A 23,295-nucleotide genomic window follows, 5' to 3' on the forward strand; every position below is an offset into this window, starting at 1 on the left:
TTCAGGCGATCCGCAGGTTTTCCTTGGCCTGGTCGAGCATGGATCTGGCGTCGGCGTCGGCGTCCACCGCCCCACCCCAGTAGACGGACAGCCCAGCTGGGTTGCCGACATCCAGGGCGACGGCGTCGAAAACCGCCCCGCCGCCCGGCGCACGGGAATTGACGGAGTGAATCCGCACCCGGTGTCCCTGCCTGCCATCCACCGTGACGGCCTCCGAGACCAGCACCTCGTGGGATTCGTAACCCCCGAACCTGTTGCCGGTCAGGTGGCATTCGATGACCCGCCTGGCCGTGGTGGCCGGATCGGTGAACCCTTCGGATGCGGGGGCTCTGCCGATGGACAGGAAGGACGCCCAGGTGGAACCCGGGTACTGGTAGGTGCGGGCGGTGGCGTCGGTCAGCAGCCGGGAGATGGCCGTGGCGTTGGTTCCGCCCGACGGGGCGGGGACGCTGAGACCGGCGGCCGTCAACCGGGAGGCGTCCGCCGAGGGCACCGTCCTGATGTCGACCTGCGGGCAGGGCACCTGTTGTCCAGCGCTGGGATCTGGTGCCGTCGGGGACGGGGAAGGCGAATCCGGTGCCTTCTCGTTCCAAGCGCTGCCCGTCGGTTCGGTGGACACGGTGTCCGTGGGGGTGGTCGGTTGGAGGCCCCGGCCGAGCACGCTCCACGCCAGCAGCGCAACCGCGACGACCCCCACCGCCAGCACGACCCACATCACCCAGCCGCCCTTCCGGCCGGGGGAACCCGGCGTCGTCGCGGGTCGCCGGGGCTCGGGGGCGCCCTTCCACGCCTTGCCGTCCCAGTAACGCATTTGGTCTTCGGGATCCTTGGGATCCGGATACCAACCGGGCTGCGACATAACATGAAATTGTAGGACAAGACGGGTCTGGCCCGATAAGGTGCTGGCATGCCACGCGTCGTCGTCAACGTCATGCCCAAACCCGAGATCCTCGATCCGCAGGGCAAGGCGGTCACCGGTGCCCTCAAACGCATCGGGTTCGATGGAATGACCGTCCGCCAAGGCAAACGTTTTGAGGTGGAGGTGGACGGCGAGATCACCCCCGAGGTTCTGGAACGGGTTTCCCAGGCCGCGGAGAAACTGCTCGCCAACACCGTCATAGAGGCCTACGAAGTGGTGGCCGGTTGATGCCCCGCATCGGTGTTGTCACTTTCCCGGGGTCCCTCGACGACCATGACGCGCTGCGCGCCGTGAAGCTGTGCGGGGCCGAGGCCGTTCCGCTGTGGCACGGATCGGATTCCATCGACGGCGTGGATGCCATCATCCTCCCGGGTGGTTTCTCCTACGGCGACTACCTGCGCTGCGGGGCCATCGCGCGGTTCAGCCCAGTGATGGACACCGTCATCGACGCCGCGAAAAAGGGGCTGCCCGTGCTGGGGATCTGCAACGGGTTCCAGCTGCTCTGCGAGGCCCACCTTCTAGACGGAGCCATGATCCGCAACGTCGACCAGCACTTCATCTGCCGCGACGAGAGGCTCCGCGTCGAATCCATCGACACCACATGGACCTGTGGTTTCACCAAGGGCCAGGAAATCGTAATCACCCTGAAAAACGGCGAGGGAAACTACCAGGCCGCCCCCGAGACCCTGAAACGCCTCGAGGACAACGCCCAGGTGGTTTTCCGCTACCTCGACAACCCCAACGGGTCGGCCAACGACATCGCCGGCATCACCAATGAGCACGGTAACGTCGTCGGCTTGATGCCCCATCCCGAGCACAACGTCGAGGCGCTGACCGGGGCGTCGCTGGATGGTCGCAGGTTCTTCGAGTCGCTGATCCAATTTCTCACCGCCCGCGCCTGAGCGTCCTCGCCGGGCCCCTGTGAAGCGGCCCCGACCGGTGGCGCCGTGATCGTCTCGATCGCACGAAGCGGTTTTGCCCGCGTCCTCGTCGGTGGGACCACATACACTTGAAGACAAAAGTCATCGCGATTCTGAAGGAACCCCAACATGGCGAATCCCGTATTCAGCCGCAGTTCGGCTTTCAACCAGCCGTCTGCCTATCAGCAGCCGTACGGCTACCAGCAGCAGGGCTACGGCTACCAGCAACAGGGCTATGGCTACCAGCAGCAGCCCGGGTACATGCAGCCCCAACCGCAGACCACCGCGGGGGTCATGACCATGGACGACGTCCTGGCCAAGACCTCCATCACCCTGCTCGTGGTGTTCGCGGCCGCTGCGGCGACGTTCACGCTGCTGCCGCTCAGCCTCGTGTTCCCGGCGATGATCGTCGGTGGGCTCGGCGCTTTCGTAGTTTCCCTGCTCGTCGTGACCCGGCACAAGGTACCGGTGGCCGGTGTCCTGGTCTACTCCGCACTCGAGGGTCTGTTCATCGGCGGCATCTCGAAGTACTTCGAGGTGGCGTGGCCCGGCATCGTCGTTTCCGCTGTGCTGGCCACCTTCGTGACGGCGGCCGCCACCCTGGCCGTCTACAAGTTCTTCAACATCCGCGTCACCGCCAAGTTCCGCAAGATGGTGACCATCGGGACCATGGCCCTCGCGGGCGTCTTCCTGGTGAACTTCGTGCTCGCCATGTTCGGGATCAACACCGGGCTGCGGGCCGTGGGCAGCAACGCCGGCCTGCTGGCGATCGGTGTCTCGATCCTGGCCGTGTGCCTGGCCGTGTTCAACCTGGTGATGGACTTCGACTACGTCGAGCGCGGCATCGCATCCCAGGCCCCGGCCCAGGAGTCGTGGCGGGCGGCCTTCGCCATCACCGTCACCATGGTGTGGCTCTACATCGAGATCCTGCGAATCCTGTCCTACTTCAGGGATTGACCTGGTAAGCGGGCTGCTCCGGGACCCGGTGATCAGCGGCTCGGCAGGTGCTGGCTCAGCACCTGCCGAGCCGCTCGGGTCCAGGGGATCCTGCGCCAGGACTTCACCGGAACCCAGTCGGCCCGCGCCGTCGACCCTCCCAGGTCGTGGACACGGGGGCGGCTGGGTTTTTCACATGTCGCGGAGTAGATGATGCGCAGGGCGTGATAGTCCTCCAGGCCGCCGTTCGGGGCGCGGCCGATCCAGTGATCCGACTGAAGGGTCAGCAGCCGCCCGGGGACGACCTGCTGGCCCGTCTCCTCGTGGACCTCGCGCAGCAGGCCCGCCGTCGGTTCCTCGCCGGCGTCGAGACCGCCGCCCGGCAGGTTCCAGGCCCCGGGTGCCCCGGTGAGCCGAGACATAACCGTGCCCAGCAGGCCCCGCTCCGACAGCACGATGCCGTAGGCCCCGACCCGTTGGCGAATCAGAGGCACCTCATCGGTCCCCGGCTCCTCGTAGACCACCATCCTGTCGACGGGTGGGGTGTCAGCGGGTGAGACGGGGCGAACCTCCAGGGTGACCATGACGTCACCGTCACGACATTCCGCTCTCAAGGGCCGTCCGGCGATCCAACCGGCCCGGTACAGGGCGGCATCGGGATGTTCCCCGTGTCCGAGTACCAGCTCGATCACGGGGTCGTCGGTGAACAGACCAATCAGACGCACTTTGGCATCCTATTGGCCCGGCGGGTCCTTCCGCCCGTTTGGACAAGGGGACAAAGACCGCCCCGATGATGTATCACATCGGGTTTTTGCGCGATCAAACCAGCGGTTCGGTGGGCAGAAGTCGTGTTGCCGGTCCCGGTTCGTCCTCGGACAGGCGCCGGTCCGGATAGGCTGAACCGGTCAGGAGGAGGTTGCACATGGACTATCGCGACAGCGTGGACCTTTCCGGTTCGCACACCCAGCGGGCCTCGGGCGGCGGGGGCGGCGGGCGGATGGCCCTGGGCGGTGGCATCGGCGGGTTGGTGCTGATGCTGCTGGTCGTGTTCGTCGGTCCGCGTCTGGGCATCAACGTCTCCGATCTGCTTGGTTCCGGTTCGGGGCAGGACACCCGGCCGGCGGCGCAGGGCAGCGACCTCGAACACTGCAAACAGAAGGGCGTCAACGTCAACACCAACCGCGAGTGTCGATGGCTGCTCTACGAGAAGGTCATCCAGGACTACTGGTCGAAGACGACGCCGAACTACGAATACGCCACGGTGAAACTGTTCTCCGGAACCATCAGCACCGCCTGCGGGGTGGGGCAGACCGAGATGGGGCCGTTCTACTGTTCCGGGGACTCCACCGTCTACATCGACGACTCCTACGTCGGTCAGCTCCTCAAACAACTGGGTGCCTCGGGAGGTGACGCGGCCGAACTCTACATCGTCGCCCACGAGTTCGGGCATCACGTCCAGAACCTGGACGGAACCATGCGCAAGGTAAGGCGCGGCACCGGAGCTGATTCGTCGCAGGTGCGGCTCGAACTCCAGGCCGACTGCTACGCCGGGGTGGTGTTCAACCAGGTCATGAAGGACTCGAACTCGCCGATCAGGGCGGTCAGCAAGGACGACCTGCTGCGCATCGCGGACGCGGCTCGCTCCGTCGGCGACGACCACATCCAGAAACAGCAGGGCGGGTTCGTCAACCCCGAGTCGTGGACCCACGGCAGCTCCGAGCAGCGGCAGCGCTGGTTGAGCATCGGGTTCGAGTCCGGTAATCCTTCCTCCTGCAACACCTTCGACACCCAGGACCTGTGAGGCTGAATTGAGAATAGTCGCCCCCGAGCAGCTTGCCGCTGCTCTGCCCGAGCTGCCCGGAAACCCCCGCATCGTCACCCAGGGCAGCTTCGGCACCCCACGTGCCCTGCTCGGATTGCTGGACGAGGCCGTCCCCGAGTACCGGTTGTTCATCGTCAACGGGCTCGGCAGGCTGCCGGACCGTGAGGGGGTCCGGATCGAAACCACTTTTGTCGGTTCCGGGTTGCGCGGGAATCCCCGCGTCGACTACTACCCGGCGCGGTTGTCCACCACCCCCCAGCTGTTCCGTGGCTCGCTGCCCCCGGATGTCGTCGCGGTGCAGACCTCGCGGGTCGTCGACGGGAAGGTCAGCCTCGGCATCGAGGTGCAGGTGCTGCCAGGCGCCATCGACGCCGCGAAACAGCGCGGCGCGATCCTGGTGGCGCAGATCAACGAGAACCTGCCGTTCATTCACGGCGACGGGGTGTTGTCGGTTGACGACATCGACCTGGCCGTCGAGATCGCCGAACCGGTGCCGGTGGCGCCCGAGGTCAGGATCGACGACGAATCCGCGGCGGTCGGGGAGAGACTCGCGGCGATGGTGCCCGACGGTGCCACGCTCCAACTCGGAATCGGTGCGCTGCCGGAGGCGGTGATGCAGGCGCTGCAGAACAGCCGCGGCCTCAGGGTGTGGACCGAGCTGATGGCCGATGGTTTCTTCGGGCTGCTGCGTTCCGGTGCCCTCGACGAGACCCACCCCATCACCGCGACCTTCGCCTACGGTTCCGAGGAGCTCTACGCCTGGGCCGACGACAACCCGCAGCTGCGGCTGCTGCGCTGCGAAACCACGAACAGCCCCGGGAACATCGCCAAGCAACCGGCGGTGACCAGCATCAACACCGCGCTGCAGGTCGACCTGTTCGGGGCCGTCAACGCCACCCGCGTCAACGACCGCATCATCTCCGGCACCGGAGGGCAGGCCGATTTCATCGTCGGGGCCCTGCAATCCCCGGGCGGGCAGGCGATCATCGCGTTGAAGTCGTGGCATCCGAAGGCCAACCGCTCCACCATCGTTCCCAAGCTGACGGAGCCCACGACGTCGCTGCAACCGTCCTGGGTGGTCACGGAACAAAACACCGCCCGCGTCTTCGGGGCCTCCCAGCGCGACCAGGCGCTGGGCCTGATCGAGGCGGCCAGACCGGAGGCCCGCGAGTCGCTGCGCACCGAGGCCGAGCGTATGGGGCTGCTCGGCTGAGGTAACCCGTCCCCATGGTTGGCTGAACCGGTCGTGTCGAACCCCCGTTCTGAAGCTGGTTGAGCCGGTCTGATCGCTCTGCGAGCTGGCCGTGTCGAAACCGTGGTGATTTTGTCCGGGGTGGTTCCGACTAGGGCTGCTCTTTCGTCGCGGCCCGTCTAAACCGGATTCGGGGAAAGGCGTTCGTGTGCTGGTCGGGCCGGGTCCTGGGACCTTCACTGTTTCAGTTGGTCCTCGGAGTATTCGGTGCCGTCGGGGTCCGTGAAGTGCACTCTGCCGCTGCAGTCGTAGCGGATGATCGGTGTTTTGCGCCTGTAGCGGTTGTCCACCTCGATCCTGCACTCCGCTTTGGAGCCGTGGTTGAATTTCTGGATCGAACGCGCCAGCACCAGTGCGTTGAGCTGGATCGGGTCGAATGGGGTGAGGGAGGACGTCTCCTTGAGTCTGGTCGTGTACACGGGCAGGGCGGCGGAGCGGATGCGTCGTTCGGTGATGCCGTTGTTCGCAGGCAGGTCGATCCAATAACCGGTGTTGGGACCGAACCCGATCTGTGTGGCGGCGCGGCTTCCAGCGATGACGGCCGCCAGGCCGTCGGTCAGGTCCGCCACGGACGTGTAACCGAGGTTGCGCACCGCGGTGCCGTCCTTCTCGAAAAACACTGTTTTCGTCTCGGGGGTGGTGGTGACGGTGAGATAGACCTCGCCGGAGCGCTGCTCAACAACCTGCAGGACCTTCTCCGTGCCGGTGGCCCCCATTCGAGTGGCGATGTCGAACAACTCGCTGATGTTTCCGAGTGGATAATCGGTGGGGCGGAAGGTGGTCTGTCCGAGGTACTGGATGTCGGATTCCGCGGGGGCTATCTGGTTGGCGCGCCAGCGCAGGGTGAACGGTTTCTGGTTTGTTTCCAGCACGGTGAGGGTCACCTCGGATGTGGAAACGTCGAGCTTCAGCGCGGGACGGTTGTTCGTGATTTCCATCATCCGCCGCACGATCTGCTTCGCGCCACCCTTGATGAGGTCCTGGGTGACGCTCATGGGAACCGGGAAGACCACCGTCGGTGACGAGGTGACGCCGGGCTCCGGCGTGGCGCTGTCGGAGGTGGTGGCGGAGGGGGCCCGGGTGGGTTCGGGATCCGAGGTGAAGGAGCATCCTACGAGCAGCACAACCATCGCGATGGCGATGGCGCGGCGCAGACTCACTGATCCAGCTTACTTTGGGCGGTGGTTCAGGCCGTAGTACCCAAGTTCCGATTCACGTCATCCTTTTGGACAAAGATAAAGTCGGGGACAGCTTTTCAGCCGCAATTGACTCCGGTGGCGTGGTTCGGGCAGTACCCTTCCGGATTCTTGTGGAGGTACTGCTGGTGCTCTTCTTCCGCGTAGTAGAAAGTGGCGCCGTTGGTGATCTCGGTGGTTATTTCACCGAATCCGGCCTCGGTCATGCGGACCTGGAAGGCGTCACGAGAGGTGACGGCGGCCTCGTGCTGGGTGGCGTCGACCGGGAAGATCGCGGACCGGTACTGGGTGCCGATGTCGTTGCCCTGCCGGAAACCCTGGGTCGGGTCGTGATTCTCCCAGAAGATCCTCAACAAACCCTCGTAGCCGATGCGCGACGGATTGAAGACTACCCGAACCGTTTCCGTGTGCCCGGTGCGGCCGGTGCAGGTCTCGCGATAGGTGGGGTTCGGGGTGATACCTCCCATGAACCCGACGGCGGTGTTGACCACGCCCTCGGTGGTCCAGAACAACCTTTCCTCACCCCAGTAGCACCCCATCGCGAAATAGGCGACCTCACAGCCCTCGGGGACCTCGTCCAGTCGCAGGCCGAGCACGGCGTGCCGGGGCATGGGGTCCAGAACCGGGACGTCGCGCCCGGGCAGGGCGTCGTCGGCGGTCACGAGCTGGGGGTTCCGGCGGCCGCTGAGCCACCCGAGGACGTCAATCTCCATGAAATTCAGTGTACGAGGCGCGTCTTCTTTGAAGCTGGTTGAGCCGGGCTGCGAGGAACGAGCAGCCCGTGTCGAAAACCACCGTTGGTAACCGAGAAGCAAACGCGGAGTTTCCCGGTTCTGCATCACGTAACGCACTCAACCCGCTATTTGGCGGCCAAATCGGGGTTGAGTGCTGCGCAACTGGGTGAATTGACCTTGGGGCAGGGGTCCTCAGCGGCCATAGTGGTACCGGCATGCGGCAATCTGGACCTCGGTGTCGGTGATCCGGTAGACCAGCCGATGCTCCTCAGTGATACGCCGGGACCAGTAGCCGGAGAGTTGGTATCGCAGCGCCTCCGGTTTGCCCAGTTCCTCATTTCCGTTGCGAGCGATGTCCCGGATCAGGGAGTTGATTCTCTTGAGGGTCCGGCGGTCCTGGGTTTGCCACCAGAGGTAGTCCTCCCACGCTTCGTCGGCCCAGCAGATCCGCATCTCAGTGGTCGTCGAGGAGGTCGTGCGGGATGCCGTCGTTCCTGTCGAGCTGTTCCATGGCGCTGGCCAGCCGCTGGGCGTTGGCGGGCGAACGCAACAGGTAGGCGGTCTCGCGAAGGGACTGGTACTCCTCCAGGGAGACGATCACGACGGGTTCGTGTCCCACCCGGGTGATGATGATCTCCTCGCGATTGTTCACGACCTCGTCGAGGACCGCTGCGTAGTTGGCCCGGGACTCGGTGTACGACATGGTCTTCACGGCCACCTCCTGTACGGGGAAGTGTACAAGACCTCTTGGGGGGCGGCCCGACGGGGAGGGCTCGGGGTGGTTCGTCATGGCTGGATGGGGGATGCGGTCAGGGGTTTCGCCGATGCATCGATGGTCGTGCCCGGTTGAGGATTGGATTGTCCGGGATGTTCGAGGTGCGGCGTGCGACAGCGGTGATGAAAACCAGCAGCACCTGAGTGAGGATTGCCGATGGGTGCGTCCTCGCGGGGTGCGGATCTGATTCGTCCTGTGGCATCCGCTTGGGGACGGTTGTGGATCGCAGATCGTGGATGGTTTCCTCTCCGATCCCACGGCGGTTCCCGGGCAAGAGAGATGATGAGAAGGAGCAGGAATGAGGGTACTTGGGCGCGTGGCTGCTGTGTGTCTCGTCGTCGTGACGGTGTTGCTGGGTGCGTGTGGTTCGGGATCGCCGACTGCTCAGATGCCTCACGTCACAGCCCCCGACGGAAAGCATGAACTGACCAAGGCGGATGTGGATGCCTGGCTGGATGGGAAGATCCCGGATGCCTTGAGCAATGGGAAGATCCCTGGGGCGGTTGTGACGGTCGTTCACGACGGTCAGGTGGTGACGAATCGGGGTTATGGCTATGCCGATACCGGTGCTGATGGCGCGGAGCCGAAGCCGGTGGAAGCGGAACGGACCTTGTTCCGGTGGGCCTCCATCTCGAAGATTCCCACCTCGATCGCGGTGATGCAGCTCGTGGAGCAGGGAAAGATCGATCTCGACGCCGACATCAGCACCTACGTTGATGTGAAGATCGACCGGAAATTCCCGGGGGACATCACCGTGAGGCATCTTCTCACCCACACCGCAGGATTCGAGGAGACATACGCTTCCTGGCACGAGTTCGACTTCGATGTCTATGTCACGCAGAAGGCCCCGAAGCAGGTTTTCGCTCCGGGAACCACTCCCGCTTATTCGAATTACGGCATGTCTCTGGCCGGGTACATCGTCCAGCAGGTCAGTGGCGAGAGATTCCCCGAATACGTGCGGCGACACGTTCTGGAACCTGTGGGCATGGACACCGCCACCTACGAACAGCCTCTCCCCGAGGCCCTGGCGCCTCGGCTGGCCAAAGGGTATGACTCCAATGGCCGGGCGTTGCCCTTCGAGTTCATGGGCGATGCCCCCGCCGGGAGGTTGACTGGTTCGGGTGCGGATGCCGGACGGTTCCTGATGGCCCAGCTGCAACGCTCGCCCGAGGTGCTGCAACCGGCCACGTGGGAGCAGATGTGGTCTTCTGGGCTGGGGCCTGAATCGCTGGGTAATCTTTCCAAGGCCAGTTTCATGGGACTGGGATATTACGACAAGAGTCGTAACGGTCATCGGATCGTCGGGCATGGCGGTGATCTGACGAGCGGCTACCACAGCGATTTCCAGATCTATCCGGACGATGGCACCGGGATTTTCATTTCATTCAACGGCGACGGTCCCAGAACCTCCGATCTGCGTGCGGATCTGATGAAGGGGTTCTCTGATCGCTACTATCCGAGCGGCGGGGAACAACTGCCCCAGGTATCGCCTGATGAGGCCAGGCCCTACGCCCAGCAGGTTTCGGGAACCTACCAGTCCACCCGCACCTTCTTCTCCACATTCGTTGCCGCATGGGAGCCGGCTGTGCGAAAAATCACCATCACCGCCGCGGAGAATGGGCATTTGAGGATCGGCACGGATGAGTACGTGATGGTCGAGCCGTGGGTGTGGCAGAAGACCGATGGCTCCGCCCGGATCGCGGCGCAGGTTGAGGACGGCAGGGTGGTGCGAATCGGAGCAACCATTGGTTCCTACATTCCGCAAACCCTCGCACAGCAGGCCTTGCTGCCGGTGCTGGTTGGTTCTTCTCTGGTGTTGGTGGTGGTCATCGTGGCCTGGCCCATTGGGGCGCTGCGTCGGCGCTGGGCCATTCGCGACGGGCGACGGGCATCCGATCCGCTGCCCTGGGCAGGCCGTGCGGCGCGTATCGGTGCCGTCGCTGCGGTTGGTGCCGTGGTCGCATGGGTGTTGTATCTCGTCAAGCTCGTCAGCGCTCTCGATCCCAGACTGGTAACGAATCTGGCGGTGCGACCCATCCAGGTGCTTCAGCTGCTCGGCGTGGTGGCGATCATTCCCGCAGGGATGGATCTCTTCGGTGCCGTGAAGCGCCGGGCCGGATGGCGCCGGGTCGCGATGGCCTCGCTCCTGCTGCTCGGTCTGGCCGCGATGGCCTGGTGGGTCTGGACGGGCAACGTCTTGTCCCTGAGCATTGGGATCTGAACGGATGCGGAAGAACGGCGCCGCGCACACCCCGTCGTGGAAGTTGCCGCGAGACCGTCGCCGTGGAGACTCGCGACCCCCCGACGTGGTGTGCATGGACCTGCGGTGGAACCGGTTCTCAGGTGTTGTTGAGGTCCCAGTTGATGGGGTCGGCGCCCTGCGACACGAGGGCCTCGTTCGCGCGGCTGAACGGTTTCGACCCGAAGAACCCGTTGCGCGCTGACAGCGGCGATGGGTGGGCGCTGGCGATGACGGGGGTCTGGCCTAGCAGGGAACGGGTGGACTGCGCGTCGCGACCCCACAGGATCGCCACCAGCGGGCCGCCGTGCTCCGCGAGGGCGGTGATGGCGGCGGTGGTGACGGCCTCCCAGCCCTTGCCGCGGTGCGATCCCGCCTTGCCGGGGGAGACGGTCAGCACTCGGTTCAGCAGCAGGACGCCCTGCTCGAACCAGGCGCTCAGGTCGCCGTGCGGGGCGGGTGGGATACCGAGGTCGGCGTTGAGTTCCTGGTAGATGTTCTGCAGGCTGCGGGGGATGGGGCGCACGTCGGGGGCGACGGAGAACGACAGCCCGACCGCGTGCCCCGGGGTCGGATACGGGTCCTGCCCGACGATCAGCACCCGCACGTCGGCCAGCGGTCGGCTGAAGGCGCGCAGCACGTTGTCGCCGGCGGGCAGGTAGCTGCGTCCCTCCGCGAGTTCCTGGCGGAGAAAATCTCCCATGGCGTGGATCTGGTCCTCGACGTCGGCCAGGGCCTCGGCCCAGTCGGGGGCGATGAGTTCTTTAAGGGGGCGTGCCATGGCGTCACTCTAGCGAGACCTAACCTCCGAAACCGGTCCAGCCGGACCGCGACGAATTCCCGGACGCCGGTTGAGCCAGCACGTGAGCGGAGCGAACGGCTGAGTCGAAACCACTCCTTTTCCCGCCCTCCGTCCCATGCACGAATAGCGGAGGTTCGACGGCCCAACGTCGGCGGGTTCAGGGGGTGGCGATGATGGTGTGGGACTTCTTGAAGCTGGTTGAGCCGGGTCGCGACGAAGGAGCGGCCCGTGTTGAAACCATCTGGAAGTCTAGAAGCAGGCCCGGCCACAAGTCCCCGGGCATGCGTGGGATGGTTTCGAGACGCCCTGCTCGCAGACCGGACCGGCCGGCTTCGAGAATTGGATTCCGGGACCTCCGGGGGTAACCTACGGAGGCGTAAGTTACGGAAGCGTAGGTTCGTGATGATTGCTGTAGCCGACAAACCCGAAGAAGACGTTGCCGTCGCTGCCGACGACGGGAAACGACCCCGCAAACCCCTCATGCGGGGCTGGCTGCACCTGGGCTTCGCGCCCGCTCTGCTGATCGCCGGCCTGGTGCTGACGGCCTTGGCTCCGACCCTTCCCGGGCGCATCGGCTGCGCCGTGTGGACCCTGAGCGGGGTGCAGCTGTTCGGCACCTCGGCCGCCTATCACCGCGGAAACTGGAACGAGCCGACGATGGCGGTGTTCCGTCGTCTCGACCACTCCAACATCTTCGTCTTCATCGCCGGCACCTACACCCCGCTGACCCTCACCCTCCTCGACGGTGGCTCCCGGTGGTTGCTGCTGGGGTTGATCTGGGGGATCGCGGCCTTCGGGATCGTCTTCAGGATCTGCTGGGTGGGTGCGCCGCGCTGGCTGTACACGCTGCTCTACGTCGCCATGGGGTGGGCGGCCCTCGGGTGGCTGGGTGAGTTCTGGACCGCGGGAGGTCCCGCGGTGGTGCTGCTGATGCTTGCCGGCGGCCTGGTCTACTCGCTCGGGGCGCTGGCTTACGGCACCCGTCGCCCGCGTCTCAACCCCCGCCTCTTCGGATTCCACGAGGTCTTCCACGCCTGCACCATCGCGGCCGCCGTCTGTCACGGGGTAGCAATCGGACTGGCGGTGTTCTGAACCGGGATGAAATGCGGTTCCTGTGCTGACAACGCGGCCCATCGCGCGTGGGAGGACGACGCCATCTGGCAGCTGATCGGTGGCGTACTAGGAACCGAGGAACAGGGGGCGGCGAAACGTTTCTCGACTCCACACCGTTAGAAACGGGAGAGCAGAAAAAGGCGCCACACCTCCGGCAGGAGCGCGAATACCGTCAGCAGTGCTGCGATCGCCGCGATGATGGCGAGGTAATCGATCCACTTCACCACCAGATAGGGATCGTTTCCCTGCCGGGTGCGGCAGAAGAACCACAGCGCCGAGATCAGCATCGCCGCGATGCCTGCGCCTCCCAGAACCCACATGCTCGCGGGCCAGGTCACCGACAGGCTCGCCAACGGTCCCGCAGACCTCACCACCGGTCCGAGCAGGGTGGCTCCCAGAGCGACGGCGCCCGCGATCATCCCGGCAGCCGCGAAACGGACCTTCTGCGAGGTGACGAGGAAATCCCTGAGCCTTTCCTCTTTCCTCATGACGCGTCGATGCGCCGCCACGGGCCGGTTGATGCCAAAGGTGCAACTCCAGATCCAGACCAAACCGAGCGAGCCGATGGTCAGCTCGGCCAAAGGTATGAAGAAGGGCGGCAGCAAGGGGTGGGATTTGTAGCTGCTGGTCGGGCGCGACCGACCGGCCTCCGCCAAAGCCTCGGGGAAGTAGAGCATCGCCAACAACGACGCGAGACACATCGGGAGGCTGAGCCAGGTGAGGGGAATCCACCGTGTCCAGCGTCGGACCGGTGAATCCAGCTCGGGAGGTATCAGCAGTTCACGGAGGGCTTCGAGTGCCCGCCACCCTGAGAAGGCTGCGAGCCCGAGCTGAACGTGACGAAACGTGACGAGCTCATATCCCCCGCGGAACAGGCTCCGGTAGTCGAGGAACCACAGGCAGACCCCCGCCACGGCACCCCAGATCACGAGGGAGCCCAGCAGGCTTGTCAAGGTGCGGTTCAGGTCCATTCCCTCGTGTGCTTCCTGACCGCCCGGGAGAGGAGGGCGGGTCATGCCCGATGCCAGAGGGGGGTTTTCAGCTCGGTGTAGTCGGTCACCGGGTCGAAGCAGCGTTGTCCGCGGCACACGTACACGGCCCGTTTCCCGCGGCCCTCAAGCCAGGATCCGAAACCCTCCGCACCCGCTGGGGCTGTCAGGATCACCGACCCCGCCGGCGCCAGCCGCCAGGCAGCCCGGGCCAGCTCGTCGAACGGATCGTCGGAGGCGACGACGACCATCGCGGGTTTCAGGCCGCGGCGGGCCTCGTCGGCGATCATCAGGTCCTCCAGGGCGGAGCCCGCGAACCGGGGGTTCTCCGCCACGGTCGCCCAGGTGGTGGCGGCCGCCTCGTCGGCCCGTCCCAGCAGGTCGGGGCGCTCCGCCAGCAACCCCACCCGTCGCAGCGCCCGCACCAGAGCGCTCGTCCCGGACGGGGTGACGTTGTCGGTCAGGGACCGCGGGCGCACGAACAACTCACCCGCCGCCGCGTCGAAGAACCCGCCGTCACCGGCCCCGAAAAGCTCCACCGCCCGGTCGCAGAGGACCTCGGCGTGACGCAGCCAGGTGGCCTCCCCCGTCGCCCCGGCAAGCGCGGCGAGGGCATCGGCCAAGGTGCCGTGGTCCTCGGCGGTCGCGGGCGAATCGTCGACCTGCCCCGCCAGCGACGAGTGCCGCAGCTCGCCGTCCACCAGGTGCGTGCCCACCAGGTAGCGGGCCGCGTCCAGGGCCAGTTCCAGCCAGTGCGGCTCGTTCCAGATCAGGGCGCCCGTGACCAGCGACGAAATCGCCAGGGAGTTCCACGAGGTCACGATCAGGCAGTCCTTGGCGGGAGGGAACCGGCGCCCCCGCTCGGCCAGGAGCTTCCCGGAGACCTCCGCCAGCTTGTCGAAATCGGGGCGGCCGCGCAGCTGCAACGTCGAGAGCCCCTCACCGAAGGTGCCGCCTGCGGTGACGTGGAAAACCCGGGTGGCCCAGTCGCCGTCCTCCTCGCCCAGGGCGTCGATGATCAGCTCCGGCGACCACAGGTAGTGGATGCCCTCGAAGACGGCACCGCGGATGTCACAGGAATCGGCGTCCAGGCCTGCCATGAAGGCGCCGTTCTCGTCGCGCAGCTCCCGCTCCAGAAAACCGGCGATGCCGTAGGCGGTGCGTTCCAGCAGCGCCCGTAGTCCCGCGTCGTGGTCGGCGGTGCGACGCCAGCCGCGGATGTAGGTGCCCAGCAGCAGGGCGTTGTCGTCGAGCATCTTCTCGAAGTGCGGCACCACCCAGCCCGGATCGACGGCGTAGCGGTGGAAACCCCCGCCGATCTGGTCGCAGATGCCGCCTCGCGCCATCGTCTCCAGGCTGCGCTGAGCCAGCTCCAGGCTGCGGGCGTCGCCGCGCACCAGCAGCGCGTCCAACGCCGTCGCGGACGGGAACTTCGGGGCGGTCCCGAAACCGGCGTGGATCAGGTCGAAGTCGGCGGCGATCGTCTCTACGGCGGCGTGGACCTCGGGGGCGTCGTCCGTCAGGGGCGCCGTGGCGAGGGCCGCCAGATGCCCGGCCACCATGTCCGCACCCGCGACCAGGGTCTGCCGGTCGGTTTCCCAGGTGTCGGCCAGGGCCTGCAGCACCTGCGTGAACGACGGGCGTCCCGGCTGCGGTTCGGGCGGGAAGTAGGTACCCGTGAAGAACGGGCGGCCCTCCGGGGTGAGGAAAGCGGTCAGGGGCCAGCCGCCTGCGCCCTCGTTCATCAGCTGCGTGGCCGTCATGAACACCTGGTCCAGGACGGGATGCTGCTCGCGATCCACCTTGACCGGCACGAAATGGGCGTTGATGAACTCCGCCACCTCCGGGTTCTCGAACGATTCACTCCCCATCACGTGGCACCAGTGGCATGACGCGTAACCGATGCTGAGCAGGATCGGCCGGTCCGTCTCCACGGCGTGCGCCAACGCCTCGGGACCCCAGGGCCACCAGTCCACTGGCTGGTGGGCGTACTGGAGGAGGTGGTCGCTGGAGGAATCTGCGAGTCGGTTCGCCATGAGGGTCAAGCTTAGGGCGTTCGCGGAATCCGGGGCTGTCCTCTCTGAAGTTGGTTGAGCCGAGCTGCGACGAAGGAGTGGGCCCGTGTCGGGGCCGTCCTCTCTGAAGTTGGTTGAGCCGGGCTGCGACGAAGGAGTGGCCCGTGTCGAAACCATGCCGTGATCATCCAAAGGGTCCGTGAACAAGTCCCTATCCGGCCGCCAGATGGTTTCGACTCGCCCTGCTCGCTGACGCTCGCGGGTCGGTTCAGCCGGCTTGTGGAGGGGAGGGCGCTCGCGGGTCGGTTCAGCCGGCTTGTGGAGGGGAGGGCGCTCGCGGGTCGGCTCAGCCGGCTTGTGGAGGGGAAATGTGCGCCCACGGACAGAAGCCGGGGTGATGTACGGGACGGCTCCGCGGCCCGTCCGGGAACGTTTCGTGGAAGATTTGAACACGCTGTCACACTGGAGGCATGAGCACCCAGACCTTTGCTGATCGTCGGTCCCTGGAAGGGGCCAAGCCCGGTGTCGTGGTCGTCGGTGGTCTGCTCGCGCTCATGTGGGTGCTGGAGATCATCGACAGCGCGTCTTTCCACGCCTTGGACCAGCTCGGCATCATCGCCCGGAACATTGGGTCGTTGCCCCACATTTTCACAGCCCCGTGGCTTCACTTCGGTTTTCCGCACCTGATCAGCAACTCGGTGCCGTTTCTGATCCTCGGTCTGCTCACTTGGCTGGCTGGTCCGGGGCGCTGGCTGGCGGTGACCCTCATCACCGTCGTCACCTCCGGGTTGACCGTCTGGCTGATCGCACCCTCCAACACCATCACCCTGGGTGCCTCCGGCCTGGTGTTCGGATACCTCGCCTACCTGCTGGTGCGAGGTTTCTTCACCCGCAACATCTGGGAGATCGCGCTGTCGGTGGCCGTGTTCTTCTTCTACGGCTCGATCCTGCTGGGCGTGCTGCCCGGAGCGTCGGGGGTCTCGTGGCAGGGACACCTCGGCGGGGCCATCGGTGGTTTCATCGCCGCGAAGTTCCTCCACGGCAGCGACCCCGCCACCCAGCGGGTCTGACCCCGACACCGATGGCACGGTTTGCTGGCCTTACCACCGGTTTGCTGGCCGTATTGATGTTCGCTGGCCTCACAGCGCAGGCAAACGTGAACAAGGCCAGCAAACCCACGAGAAGGCCAGCAAATCCGTTACAAGGCCAGCAAAACCCGGGGAGCGGGCGGCTGGGCGGGGTGAGGGTCAGATGATGAACTCCGGTACCAGGGGAACCTCCCGCAACCCGGTGAACAGGTCATCCTCCGGGATCATCGTCGGCACCTTCGAGACCACCAGCTGGTAGTCCTCCGTCGGCCAGCCCGCCTGCTGGATCGCCAGCGGCACCGCGAACCACGGCCCTTCGGGGTCGATCTGCGTGGCGTGCGCCCGCAACGCATCGTCGCGCACCCCGAAGTACTGGGCGCAGTTGACGAACGTGGTCAGGCGGCCATCCGAGAACGGGTCCTCATCGCGGGCCGGGACGGGATGGCTGGAGGAGAGACCCTGCTCGTGCATCAACGCCTCCAGGGCCGCGAACCGGCGTCGGTGGAAACTCATGTGGTAGTACAGCTTCGCTGCCTGCCAGGCGGGGCCGTGTTCCGGCCACAGCGACGGATCCGCCGCCGCTTTGAACGCCTCGACAGTGATGCGGTGGCACTGGACGTGGTCGGGGTGCGGGTAGCCGCCGCGTTCGTCGTAGGTGGTCACGACGTGCGGACGGAAGTCGCGGATCACCTTGACCAGCCGTCCCGCGGCCACCGCGACGTCCTGCAGTGCGAAACACCCCTCGGGCAGCGGCGGCGGGGGATCGCCCTCGGGCAGGCCGGAATCGACGAAACCCAGCCACACCTGCTCGATCCCCAGGATCTCGCGGGCGCGGGCCATCTCAGCCGCCCTGACGGCGGGCAGGTTCTCGAGGATCCCGGGGTCGCCGGCCAGGGCCGGGTTGAGGATGTCGCCGCGCTCACCTCCGGTACAGGTCGCGACCATGACCTCCACGCCCTCCGCCACGTACTTGGCGGTTGTCGCGGCACCCTTGCTCGACTCGTCGTCGGGGTGGGCGTGCACGTGCAGCAGGCGCAATGGGCCCTTGGGGTGCGAGGTCATGGAAGACATTCTGGCGGGTCACCGGTGAAGTGGCCGAATCCGGCTCACCTCGGGTTGAAAAGGGCCGGTGCTAGCATGTCGGGATGTCCGAAACCAATGCCGAAACGGTGTGGCTCACCCAGGAGGCCCACGACAAGCTCGAGGCCGAACTCACCCACCTCAAAACAGTGGGTCGCCCCGAGGTGACCGCCAGGATTGCCGCCGCCCGTGAGGAGGGCGACCTCTCCGAGAACGGCGGCTACCACGCCGCCCGTGAGGAGCAGGGGCAGATGGAGGGGCGAATCCGCCAGCTCGAACACCTGCTGCGACGCGCCCAGGTGGGTGAGGCCCAGGGTGACCCCGACGAGGTCAGCCCCGGCCGCATCGTCACCGTCGCGTTCTTCGGCGACGATGACGACACGGATACCTTCCTGCTCGGGTCCAGGGAGATTCTCGGCACCGATTCCTCCGTGGATCAGGCCGTCTCCCCACAGTCGCCGCTCGGTGCCGCGGTGCTGGGCCATCGCGTGGGCGACGAGGTCAGCTACGCGGCCCCCAACGGCCGCACCATTTCGGTGACCATCAGGAAGGTCACCTCCTGACGAGACTTCTCAATCCAGTCCCGCGATCAGCTGGGCTGCCACCTCGGCGCTGATCTCACCGGTCGCCACCCGTGCCAGGATCTGTTCCTGCGGGGTGGCGGCTTTCGTTTCCCCTTGCTCGGCGGGGCCGGGCTCGCCGGACTGCGGTGGAGTGGGCTGGACGTCGGGATTCATACCCAGTTTCATCAGCAACGCGTCGAACCGGGCGCGCGCTGTCGGATAGGAGACCTGGAGGTGCTTCTCCACCTCGCGCAGGTTCCCGCGGGAAGTCAGGAAGACTCGCAGCAGCTCGTGCTCGGCGGCGTCGAGACGGTCATAGGGGGAGGACGCGAATTCGCCGGCCAGCTCGGAGCCGCAGTGCGTGCAGCCCTTCCGGATGATGATCAGGTCCTCGCCGCAGACGGGGCACTCGGCGGGGGCGCGGTACAGCTCGGAGGTCATGCAGGCACCTCGCTCTTCACGGTGGCCAGGCCCATCGTGACGGTCAGGTCGCACCGGGCCGAACCGTTGCCGAAGACCACCTCGTCGGCTCCGCCGTTGTCCTCGGGCCAGCGGATGTGCCCGAACTTCGCGTCGGCGTGCACCGTGACGCTGGAACCGGGTTTGAGGATCAGGGTCAGCGACCCGGACTCCACCTTCAACCTGGAACGCCCCAGGCTGATCGGGCCCTCGACGGTGACTCCCCCGGCCTGGCTGAGCAGGTCGGAGACCTCGACGACGTCGCTCAGGTGGCAGCCCCCGGCGGTCACCCGGACGCGCCCGAACCGGGGTGCCCCGGTGCTGCGCACGCCACCCGTGGTGGCCTCGACGTCGATGATCAGCTTCGGGTTGACCTTGACGAGCAGCTCCTTGCCGAGGCCGATGTCGCGGAGGTCGTCGAGGCTGCGGGGCGGGCGGATCAGGGAGAAACCGGTCAGGTTGGGGCCGAACTCTCCGGTGGAGCTGACCTCCATCACCTCGCCGTTGCGGCGCAGCACGTGTGGGCCCTCCACCGACAAGGTGGCGATCGACGAATCCCCCTCGATTCGCACGCGCCGCCCGACGGCAGTGATCGAGACCCGGGTCAGTCCGCCCGGTTTGCCCTTCGGGGCCTCCTCCTGTTTCGGGCCGGACTGGGTGGACCGGGATGTGTCACCGGTCTTGTTCTTGAGGGCGGATATTCGCCGGTTCGCCTCGGCGGTGTCGATGCGACCCGCCGCCAGATCGTCCAGGATGGAACTCAGATCAGGATTGGTCATGCAGTAATGGTAACTCATCCCTCACATTTTCGAAAGAGAACTTTGGATTCGTTGAAGTCGGGGGTGGGTTGCCGTGGATTGCGTGGGACGACGTGACCGTCCCGTGGGTGCCGCGTGTGGTGGATTTCGCCGCCGTCGGTTGCGGCGGCTATAGTTTGTTCGCGCTGCCGCCCTAGCTCAGTAGGCAGAGCGACGCTCTCGTAAAGCGTAGGTCACGGGTTCGATTCCCGTGGGCGGCTCACAGCTGGAAACGGCCCTTGGCAAGGCATGATGTCGAGTTGGGGGCCGTTCTTCTTCGCCGCCTCCGGACCGAGTCGCGTGCGGGTGCCGCGGTAGGTCGTAGACTTTGCCGCATGTCGGACAATCTGCCTCAACAGTCGCCACGGGTGCAGATGCGTGTGGGTGACGCCGAACGCGACTCGGTGCTCGGCGTGCTCCAGAACGCCTACGAGGCGGGGCAACTCGACATCGAGGAGTTCAACGAGCGGCAGCAGAGCTGTCTCGAGGCCCGGTACGTCGACGACCTGTCCGTTCTCGTCGCGGATCTGCCCGGGGGAACCGGGTGGACCCAGGCCGTTCCGAGCCCCGCGCGTGTTTCCGCGGCCCCCGTCGTGGCCCGGGACGCCAAGGTGGTGAACGCTCTCGCCTTCATGAGCGGCAAGGTGATCCGGCTGGATCCCGGCATGCCGTCGGTGAACAGCTTCGCCCTGTGGGGCGGTAATGAGATCCGCACCGAGGCGGTCATGGGTTCGGGGGCGGAGATCGAACTTACACTCAGTTCGATCATGGGCGGCCACACCGTCTACGTGCCACCCGGGGTGAGGGTCATCGACCAGAGCGTCAACATCATGGCCGGGGTCAGCATCACCGAGGAGGCCGATGGCGACGGTTCGAACGGCACCCTCGTCATCAAGGGCTTCAACTTCTGGGGCGGCACCTCAGTGATGCTGAGGAACCCCGAGAACTAACGAGTCGCCCCGGCCTCCGCAGCCGGCCCTCATGCGGATCCGGGTGAACCGGGTTCTTGTCATTCCCGTGGAACACACGCCTGTGGAGCACGCGGCATCCGGCTGATCGGTGGGATGGGTTTGATCACTCGTAGGTTCCCTCGAGCGTGGCCTGTTGCAGGACGTGCCCCTCGATCGCTTGCTTGAAACCCGCCAGGCGGGTCCGGGAGGGAAGACGCAGGTCGCAGTCCAGTGCGTAGACGGTGAAACGGTAGGTGTGGGTTTTGCCCCGGGGAGGTTTCGGGCCGCGGTACCTGTGCCATCCGTAGGCGGTTCCCTGGGTGATCCCGGTCGAGGGATTGACGCGGCCCGGTTCGATCGCGGCCGGTATTGAGTCCCCGGGAGGGATGTTCCACGCCAGCCAGTGGGCCATGGAACCGAACAGGGGATGGGTCAGGTCCTCCAGCGTCACCGCCAGAGTACGGGTGCCAGACACCAGACCGTCGAGCCCCAACTCGGGGGAGATGTCCTTGCCCCGTCCCGTGAAATCAGTCCTGAAACGTCCTTCGGAGTCGATGCACTCCGACCTGATGGTCAGTGTGGGGTTGTCTTTGGCGCTCATGCGTTTCATCCTAAGAAGCCCTCAAAAACTGGGGCGTGGGTCGTCCCGGAGAAATCCAACCAGGTGGCTTTCGTGTCCGCATCACCCGGGCCCGGCCCTCAGGTTCCGACGAGACGGGTGCCCGTCCATCCCTGCCCGAGCGCATCGGCGACCGCCAGGGCGAAATCGGTGTAGCCGATGGTGCGGCGGATGAATCCCGACTCGTCCCCGGACGGTCGCCACACCCGGTAGCCGCCGGTGGCCGGGGCTTCGGGGATGAAGGCGGGGGGTGGGATCAGATAGGCCCAGTGCCGACCCGCGTATCCTGCCTCCAGGTGGTCGCGCAGCTCGGCGTGGGCGCGGCCCCGCGGCAGTGTCCGGGCGGGGAAGGCCGACGACTGCCAGAACCTATGCTGGCCGGGCAGGTGCAGTGAACCTGCCCCGCCGACGGTCACGATCAGGGGTGGATGGGCGTCGGGAGCCGCGTTGAGGATGAGGCGGTGAAGATCGACCAGAGCTGTGGCGGGAATGTCCTCCCGGAGCCGGATCGCGTTCACCACGGCATCCATGTCGCGCATCGCCCGTTGCAGGCTTGCGATCGATGCCAGGTCAACCAGTGCAGTTCCGGCGATGCAGGCGTCCCCGGGGAGGCGGCTGCGATCAACTTTCGTGCGCAGCCCGGCGACGATCTCCACCCGGCCGGACAGGTGGGAGATCACGGCGGAACCAGAACGGCCCGTCGCGCCCAGCACGAGCACCCGTTTCATGCTGCGCCCTCGTTATTCCGGGAGACCAGGTGCGCGGAAAAGGTCACAAGAACGGCAGCCGTCCCCAGGAACATCGCAAGAATGAGCAGCAGGATCGGGAATCCGAGGTCAGCGGTCGCAAGGACCGGGCCGAGACTGGCGCCGATGAACAGGATGAAACCGTTGACCGCCATGCCGCTTCCCCGCCGAGGTGCCGCGGCCTGGCCGAACAGGTTGATCATGGCCGGTACCGCCAGTGCGATCCCGACGACGAAGAGGAGGCTGGTCGCTCCCAACCCGAGCAGCGACCCGGGGGTGAGTGCCTCCGCGGCGAGCCCCGCGGCGGCGATCAGGAATCCTGCCCGCGCGAGACCTGCGTCGCCTCCCAGGAGACGCCCCAGTGGACCTGCTGCCAAGGCTGCGAACATGCCTGGTAGGCCCGCCAGGCGGATCAGGAACATTGCCCCGGGATCGTGTCCTGAGGCCGTCAGGTGCAGGCCGAGGCCGGTGTACATGGCGACGAACGACAACAGGAGTGTCAGGTGTGCGCCGCACAGGCACAGCACATCACTCCGGGTGAGGAGCCGGGCGATGGCGAGAAACTGCTCTCCCGGGCCGCCGGTGACCCGGGTGCGGTGGTGCTCGCGTGTCAGCCAGGCGACCGCCAGGGCGCAGATCGTGAGCAGGCAGGTGCTGCCGAGGAACACCCATGGCCAACCGAACCGCTGGGTGATGGCCTGCGCGCCGATCTGCCCGGTGATCCCCGCTACGAGGAAGGCGGTGGACATGGCCCCGATGGCCGTTGCGCGGTGTCGGGGAGCCACCGCCTCGCTCAGGTAGGCCAGCGCGACCGGCGGAAAGCTGGAGGCCATCAGCCCCTGCGCCCCGCGAGCCAGGGCCAGGGCCAGAAGTGATGTGGTGAGCCCGCACGCGAGGGTCGCGAACACCAGAAGGCACAAGCCGATGAGCATGACCCGTCGGCGGCCGTAACGATCCGCAACTGGTCCCCACAGGAGGAACCCGACCGCGTAGCAGAGCCCGTAGCCGGTCGAGAGCGCGAAGGTCGCGCTGCCGCCCAGCGCCTCCCCGACCGGCGTCAGCAGGGGAATTGCCGCGTAGAGCTGGGACAGTACCGCCAGGGCCGTGACGACCAACGCGGTCACCGTCCCGAGGTCCGCCGGGAACTCGCTGCCACTGCGGTTCCCCGTGTCCTGCCGGGGTGGGGCGGTCGCGGCCGAGCGTGTGCGTGACATGATCCACCTCAATTCCAACGTTTACGTTGGAATTGAGCGTAGTACGGTTGTCCCGAAAGACCAACCC

General features: G+C 66.1%; 24 protein-coding genes, 1 tRNA gene and 1 pseudogene. 11 read left to right on the forward strand and 15 right to left on the reverse strand.

Annotated features, from left to right (window positions below; genetic code table 11):
• Position 1: 1 nt before the first annotated feature.
• Positions 2–859, reverse strand: coding sequence for a DUF2510 domain-containing protein (locus tag EL272_RS02460; RefSeq protein WP_073970114.1), 858 nt, complete (start codon positions 857–859; stop codon positions 2–4).
• 48 nt (positions 860–907) lie between these two features.
• Between EL272_RS02460 and purS the strand changes: the two are divergent.
• The 3 genes and pseudogenes from purS to EL272_RS02475 form a co-directional block, all read left to right on the forward strand.
• Positions 908–1,147, forward strand: a pseudogene (gene purS / locus EL272_RS02465) (phosphoribosylformylglycinamidine synthase subunit PurS); the annotation flags it as partial.
• The gene (gene purQ, locus EL272_RS02470) at positions 1,147–1,821 is read left to right on the forward strand and encodes a phosphoribosylformylglycinamidine synthase subunit PurQ (protein WP_014845627.1); all 675 of its coding nucleotides are present in this window, start codon (positions 1,147–1,149) and stop codon (positions 1,819–1,821) included. The pseudogene purS and the gene purQ, both read left to right, overlap by 1 nt.
• Positions 1,822–1,968: 147 nt before the next feature.
• On the forward strand, positions 1,969–2,796 hold the full coding sequence (locus EL272_RS02475; protein ID WP_014845628.1) for a Bax inhibitor-1/YccA family protein: 828 nt from the start codon (positions 1,969–1,971) through the stop codon (positions 2,794–2,796).
• Positions 2,797–2,828: 32 nt separating this feature from the next.
• Here EL272_RS02475 and EL272_RS02480 read toward each other — a convergent pair whose 3' ends face one another.
• Entirely contained in the window at positions 2,829–3,500 is a 672-nt protein-coding gene (locus EL272_RS02480) for an NUDIX hydrolase (protein ID WP_244926104.1), read from the reverse strand.
• Between the two features lie 197 nt (positions 3,501–3,697).
• On the opposite strand from EL272_RS02480, the gene ypfJ reads away from it, so the two are divergent.
• Positions 3,698–4,576 carry a KPN_02809 family neutral zinc metallopeptidase gene (ypfJ, locus tag EL272_RS02485; RefSeq protein ID WP_061788209.1) on the forward strand — a complete coding sequence of 293 codons (879 nt, stop codon included), beginning with the start codon at positions 3,698–3,700 and terminating at the stop codon, positions 4,574–4,576.
• A gap of 7 nt (positions 4,577–4,583) precedes the next feature.
• Positions 4,584–5,810, forward strand: coding sequence for an acetyl-CoA hydrolase/transferase family protein (locus EL272_RS02490; RefSeq protein WP_061788210.1), 1,227 nt, complete (start codon positions 4,584–4,586; stop codon positions 5,808–5,810).
• A 215-nt stretch (positions 5,811–6,025) separates the two neighbouring features.
• On the opposite strand, the gene EL272_RS02495 is transcribed toward EL272_RS02490, so the two are convergent.
• From EL272_RS02495 to EL272_RS02510, 4 genes are all read right to left on the reverse strand, one after another.
• Positions 6,026–7,009 (reverse strand): hypothetical protein, encoded by a 984-nt coding sequence (locus tag EL272_RS02495; RefSeq protein WP_061788211.1) that lies wholly within the window; start codon positions 7,007–7,009, stop codon positions 6,026–6,028.
• Between the two features lie 95 nt (positions 7,010–7,104).
• Positions 7,105–7,758, reverse strand: a complete 654-nt coding sequence (msrA, locus tag EL272_RS02500; RefSeq protein ID WP_061788212.1) for a peptide-methionine (S)-S-oxide reductase MsrA — start codon at positions 7,756–7,758, stop codon at positions 7,105–7,107.
• A gap of 213 nt (positions 7,759–7,971) precedes the next feature.
• On the reverse strand, positions 7,972–8,232 hold the full coding sequence (locus tag EL272_RS02505) for a Txe/YoeB family addiction module toxin (protein ID WP_014845635.1): 261 nt from the start codon (positions 8,230–8,232) through the stop codon (positions 7,972–7,974).
• A gap of 1 nt (position 8,233) precedes the next feature.
• Positions 8,234–8,482, reverse strand: a complete 249-nt coding sequence (locus EL272_RS02510; protein WP_244926134.1) for a type II toxin-antitoxin system Phd/YefM family antitoxin — start codon at positions 8,480–8,482, stop codon at positions 8,234–8,236.
• 370 nt (positions 8,483–8,852) lie between these two features.
• Here EL272_RS02510 and EL272_RS02515 point away from each other — a divergent pair, with 370 nt between their 5' ends.
• Positions 8,853–10,775, forward strand: a complete 1,923-nt coding sequence (locus EL272_RS02515) for a serine hydrolase domain-containing protein (protein ID WP_061788214.1) — start codon at positions 8,853–8,855, stop codon at positions 10,773–10,775.
• A gap of 118 nt (positions 10,776–10,893) precedes the next feature.
• Here EL272_RS02515 and EL272_RS02520 read toward each other — a convergent pair whose 3' ends face one another.
• Positions 10,894–11,574 (reverse strand): uracil-DNA glycosylase, encoded by a 681-nt coding sequence (locus tag EL272_RS02520; protein WP_061788215.1) that lies wholly within the window; start codon positions 11,572–11,574, stop codon positions 10,894–10,896.
• Positions 11,575–12,075: 501 nt separating this feature from the next.
• Between EL272_RS02520 and trhA the strand changes: the two genes are divergently transcribed.
• Positions 12,076–12,687, forward strand: a complete 612-nt coding sequence (gene trhA, locus EL272_RS02525) for a PAQR family membrane homeostasis protein TrhA (protein WP_061788246.1) — start codon at positions 12,076–12,078, stop codon at positions 12,685–12,687.
• Positions 12,688–12,824: 137 nt separating this feature from the next.
• On the opposite strand, the gene EL272_RS02530 is transcribed toward trhA, so the two are convergent.
• Together EL272_RS02530 and EL272_RS02535 are read right to left on the reverse strand one after the other, a co-directional pair.
• Positions 12,825–13,724: a hypothetical protein gene (locus EL272_RS02530; RefSeq protein WP_126409322.1), complete on the reverse strand. Its 900-nt coding sequence runs from the start codon at positions 13,722–13,724 to the stop codon at positions 12,825–12,827.
• On the reverse strand, positions 13,721–15,733 hold the full coding sequence (locus EL272_RS02535) for a thioredoxin domain-containing protein (RefSeq protein WP_061788217.1): 2,013 nt from the start codon (positions 15,731–15,733) through the stop codon (positions 13,721–13,723). The genes EL272_RS02530 and EL272_RS02535 overlap by 4 nt, the downstream gene beginning before the upstream one ends.
• A gap of 533 nt (positions 15,734–16,266) precedes the next feature.
• Here EL272_RS02535 and EL272_RS02540 point away from each other — a divergent pair.
• Complete coding sequence (locus tag EL272_RS02540; RefSeq protein ID WP_197720316.1) at positions 16,267–16,782, forward strand: rhomboid family intramembrane serine protease; 516 nt, start codon at positions 16,267–16,269, stop codon at positions 16,780–16,782.
• A gap of 177 nt (positions 16,783–16,959) precedes the next feature.
• On the opposite strand, the gene mca is transcribed toward EL272_RS02540, so the two are convergent.
• Positions 16,960–17,871 carry a mycothiol conjugate amidase Mca gene (gene mca / locus EL272_RS02545; protein ID WP_014845646.1) on the reverse strand — a complete coding sequence of 304 codons (912 nt, stop codon included), beginning with the start codon at positions 17,869–17,871 and terminating at the stop codon, positions 16,960–16,962.
• Positions 17,872–17,945: 74 nt separating this feature from the next.
• Between mca and greA the strand changes: the two genes are divergently transcribed.
• Positions 17,946–18,443, forward strand: a complete 498-nt coding sequence (greA, locus tag EL272_RS02550; RefSeq protein WP_014845647.1) for a transcription elongation factor GreA — start codon at positions 17,946–17,948, stop codon at positions 18,441–18,443.
• Between the two features lie 9 nt (positions 18,444–18,452).
• Here greA and EL272_RS02555 read toward each other — a convergent pair whose 3' ends face one another.
• Both EL272_RS02555 and EL272_RS02560 read right to left on the reverse strand, forming a co-directional pair.
• A complete protein-coding gene (locus EL272_RS02555) occupies positions 18,453–18,884 on the reverse strand; it encodes a DUF2089 domain-containing protein (RefSeq protein ID WP_061788219.1) in 432 nt (143 codons plus the stop codon).
• Complete coding sequence (locus EL272_RS02560; protein ID WP_014845649.1) at positions 18,881–19,681, reverse strand: hypothetical protein; 801 nt, start codon at positions 19,679–19,681, stop codon at positions 18,881–18,883. The genes EL272_RS02555 and EL272_RS02560 overlap by 4 nt, the downstream gene beginning before the upstream one ends.
• Before the next feature lie 166 nt (positions 19,682–19,847).
• Between EL272_RS02560 and EL272_RS02565 the strand changes: the two genes are divergently transcribed.
• Positions 19,848–19,920, forward strand: a tRNA-Thr gene (locus tag EL272_RS02565).
• A 114-nt stretch (positions 19,921–20,034) separates the two neighbouring features.
• Positions 20,035–20,649: a DUF1707 SHOCT-like domain-containing protein gene (locus tag EL272_RS02570; protein ID WP_082793910.1), complete on the forward strand. Its 615-nt coding sequence runs from the start codon at positions 20,035–20,037 to the stop codon at positions 20,647–20,649.
• Between the two features lie 124 nt (positions 20,650–20,773).
• Here the strand turns inward: EL272_RS02570 and EL272_RS02575 are convergent, their stop codons facing one another.
• The 3 genes from EL272_RS02575 to EL272_RS02585 form a co-directional block, all read right to left on the reverse strand.
• Positions 20,774–21,250 carry a YbhB/YbcL family Raf kinase inhibitor-like protein gene (locus tag EL272_RS02575; RefSeq protein WP_061788221.1) on the reverse strand — a complete coding sequence of 159 codons (477 nt, stop codon included), beginning with the start codon at positions 21,248–21,250 and terminating at the stop codon, positions 20,774–20,776.
• Positions 21,251–21,348: 98 nt separating this feature from the next.
• Positions 21,349–21,996, reverse strand: a complete 648-nt coding sequence (locus EL272_RS02580) for an NAD(P)-dependent oxidoreductase (RefSeq protein ID WP_061788222.1) — start codon at positions 21,994–21,996, stop codon at positions 21,349–21,351.
• Complete coding sequence (locus EL272_RS02585) at positions 21,993–23,228, reverse strand: MFS transporter (protein WP_061788223.1); 1,236 nt, start codon at positions 23,226–23,228, stop codon at positions 21,993–21,995. The genes EL272_RS02580 and EL272_RS02585 overlap by 4 nt, the downstream gene beginning before the upstream one ends.
• Positions 23,229–23,295: the final 67 nt, after the last annotated feature.

It is taken from the genome of Arachnia propionica (assembly GCF_900637725.1).
Taxonomy (GTDB): Bacteria; Actinomycetota; Actinomycetes; order Propionibacteriales; family Propionibacteriaceae; genus Arachnia; species Arachnia propionica.

What these genes read in the sequence shown, in the direction of transcription:
- EL272_RS02460 (WP_073970114.1), bottom strand. Translation starts at nt 859, where the DNA reads ATGTCGCAGCCCGGTTGGTATCCGGATCCCAAGGATCCCGAAGACCAA.
- purQ (WP_014845627.1), top strand. Translation starts at nt 1,147, where the DNA reads ATGCCCCGCATCGGTGTTGTCACTTTCCCGGGGTCCCTCGACGACCAT.
- EL272_RS02475 (WP_014845628.1), top strand. Translation starts at nt 1,969, where the DNA reads ATGGCGAATCCCGTATTCAGCCGCAGTTCGGCTTTCAACCAGCCGTCT.
- ypfJ (WP_061788209.1), top strand. Translation starts at nt 3,698, where the DNA reads ATGGACTATCGCGACAGCGTGGACCTTTCCGGTTCGCACACCCAGCGG.
- msrA (WP_061788212.1), bottom strand. Translation starts at nt 7,758, where the DNA reads ATGGAGATTGACGTCCTCGGGTGGCTCAGCGGCCGCCGGAACCCCCAG.
- EL272_RS02505 (WP_014845635.1), bottom strand. Translation starts at nt 8,232, where the DNA reads ATGCGGATCTGCTGGGCCGACGAAGCGTGGGAGGACTACCTCTGGTGG.
- EL272_RS02510 (WP_244926134.1), bottom strand. Translation starts at nt 8,482, where the DNA reads ATGTCGTACACCGAGTCCCGGGCCAACTACGCAGCGGTCCTCGACGAG.
- EL272_RS02515 (WP_061788214.1), top strand. Translation starts at nt 8,853, where the DNA reads ATGAGGGTACTTGGGCGCGTGGCTGCTGTGTGTCTCGTCGTCGTGACG.
- EL272_RS02520 (WP_061788215.1), bottom strand. Translation starts at nt 11,574, where the DNA reads ATGGCACGCCCCCTTAAAGAACTCATCGCCCCCGACTGGGCCGAGGCC.
- trhA (WP_061788246.1), top strand. Translation starts at nt 12,076, where the DNA reads ATGCGGGGCTGGCTGCACCTGGGCTTCGCGCCCGCTCTGCTGATCGCC.
- EL272_RS02530 (WP_126409322.1), bottom strand. Translation starts at nt 13,724, where the DNA reads ATGACCCGCCCTCCTCTCCCGGGCGGTCAGGAAGCACACGAGGGAATG.
- EL272_RS02535 (WP_061788217.1), bottom strand. Translation starts at nt 15,733, where the DNA reads ATGGCGAACCGACTCGCAGATTCCTCCAGCGACCACCTCCTCCAGTAC.
- EL272_RS02540 (WP_197720316.1), top strand. Translation starts at nt 16,267, where the DNA reads ATGTGGGTGCTGGAGATCATCGACAGCGCGTCTTTCCACGCCTTGGAC.
- mca (WP_014845646.1), bottom strand. Translation starts at nt 17,871, where the DNA reads ATGTCTTCCATGACCTCGCACCCCAAGGGCCCATTGCGCCTGCTGCAC.
- greA (WP_014845647.1), top strand. Translation starts at nt 17,946, where the DNA reads ATGTCCGAAACCAATGCCGAAACGGTGTGGCTCACCCAGGAGGCCCAC.
- EL272_RS02555 (WP_061788219.1), bottom strand. Translation starts at nt 18,884, where the DNA reads ATGACCTCCGAGCTGTACCGCGCCCCCGCCGAGTGCCCCGTCTGCGGC.
- EL272_RS02560 (WP_014845649.1), bottom strand. Translation starts at nt 19,681, where the DNA reads ATGACCAATCCTGATCTGAGTTCCATCCTGGACGATCTGGCGGCGGGT.
- EL272_RS02570 (WP_082793910.1), top strand. Translation starts at nt 20,035, where the DNA reads ATGTCGGACAATCTGCCTCAACAGTCGCCACGGGTGCAGATGCGTGTG.
- EL272_RS02575 (WP_061788221.1), bottom strand. Translation starts at nt 21,250, where the DNA reads ATGAGCGCCAAAGACAACCCCACACTGACCATCAGGTCGGAGTGCATC.
- EL272_RS02580 (WP_061788222.1), bottom strand. Translation starts at nt 21,996, where the DNA reads ATGAAACGGGTGCTCGTGCTGGGCGCGACGGGCCGTTCTGGTTCCGCC.
- EL272_RS02585 (WP_061788223.1), bottom strand. Translation starts at nt 23,228, where the DNA reads ATGTCACGCACACGCTCGGCCGCGACCGCCCCACCCCGGCAGGACACG.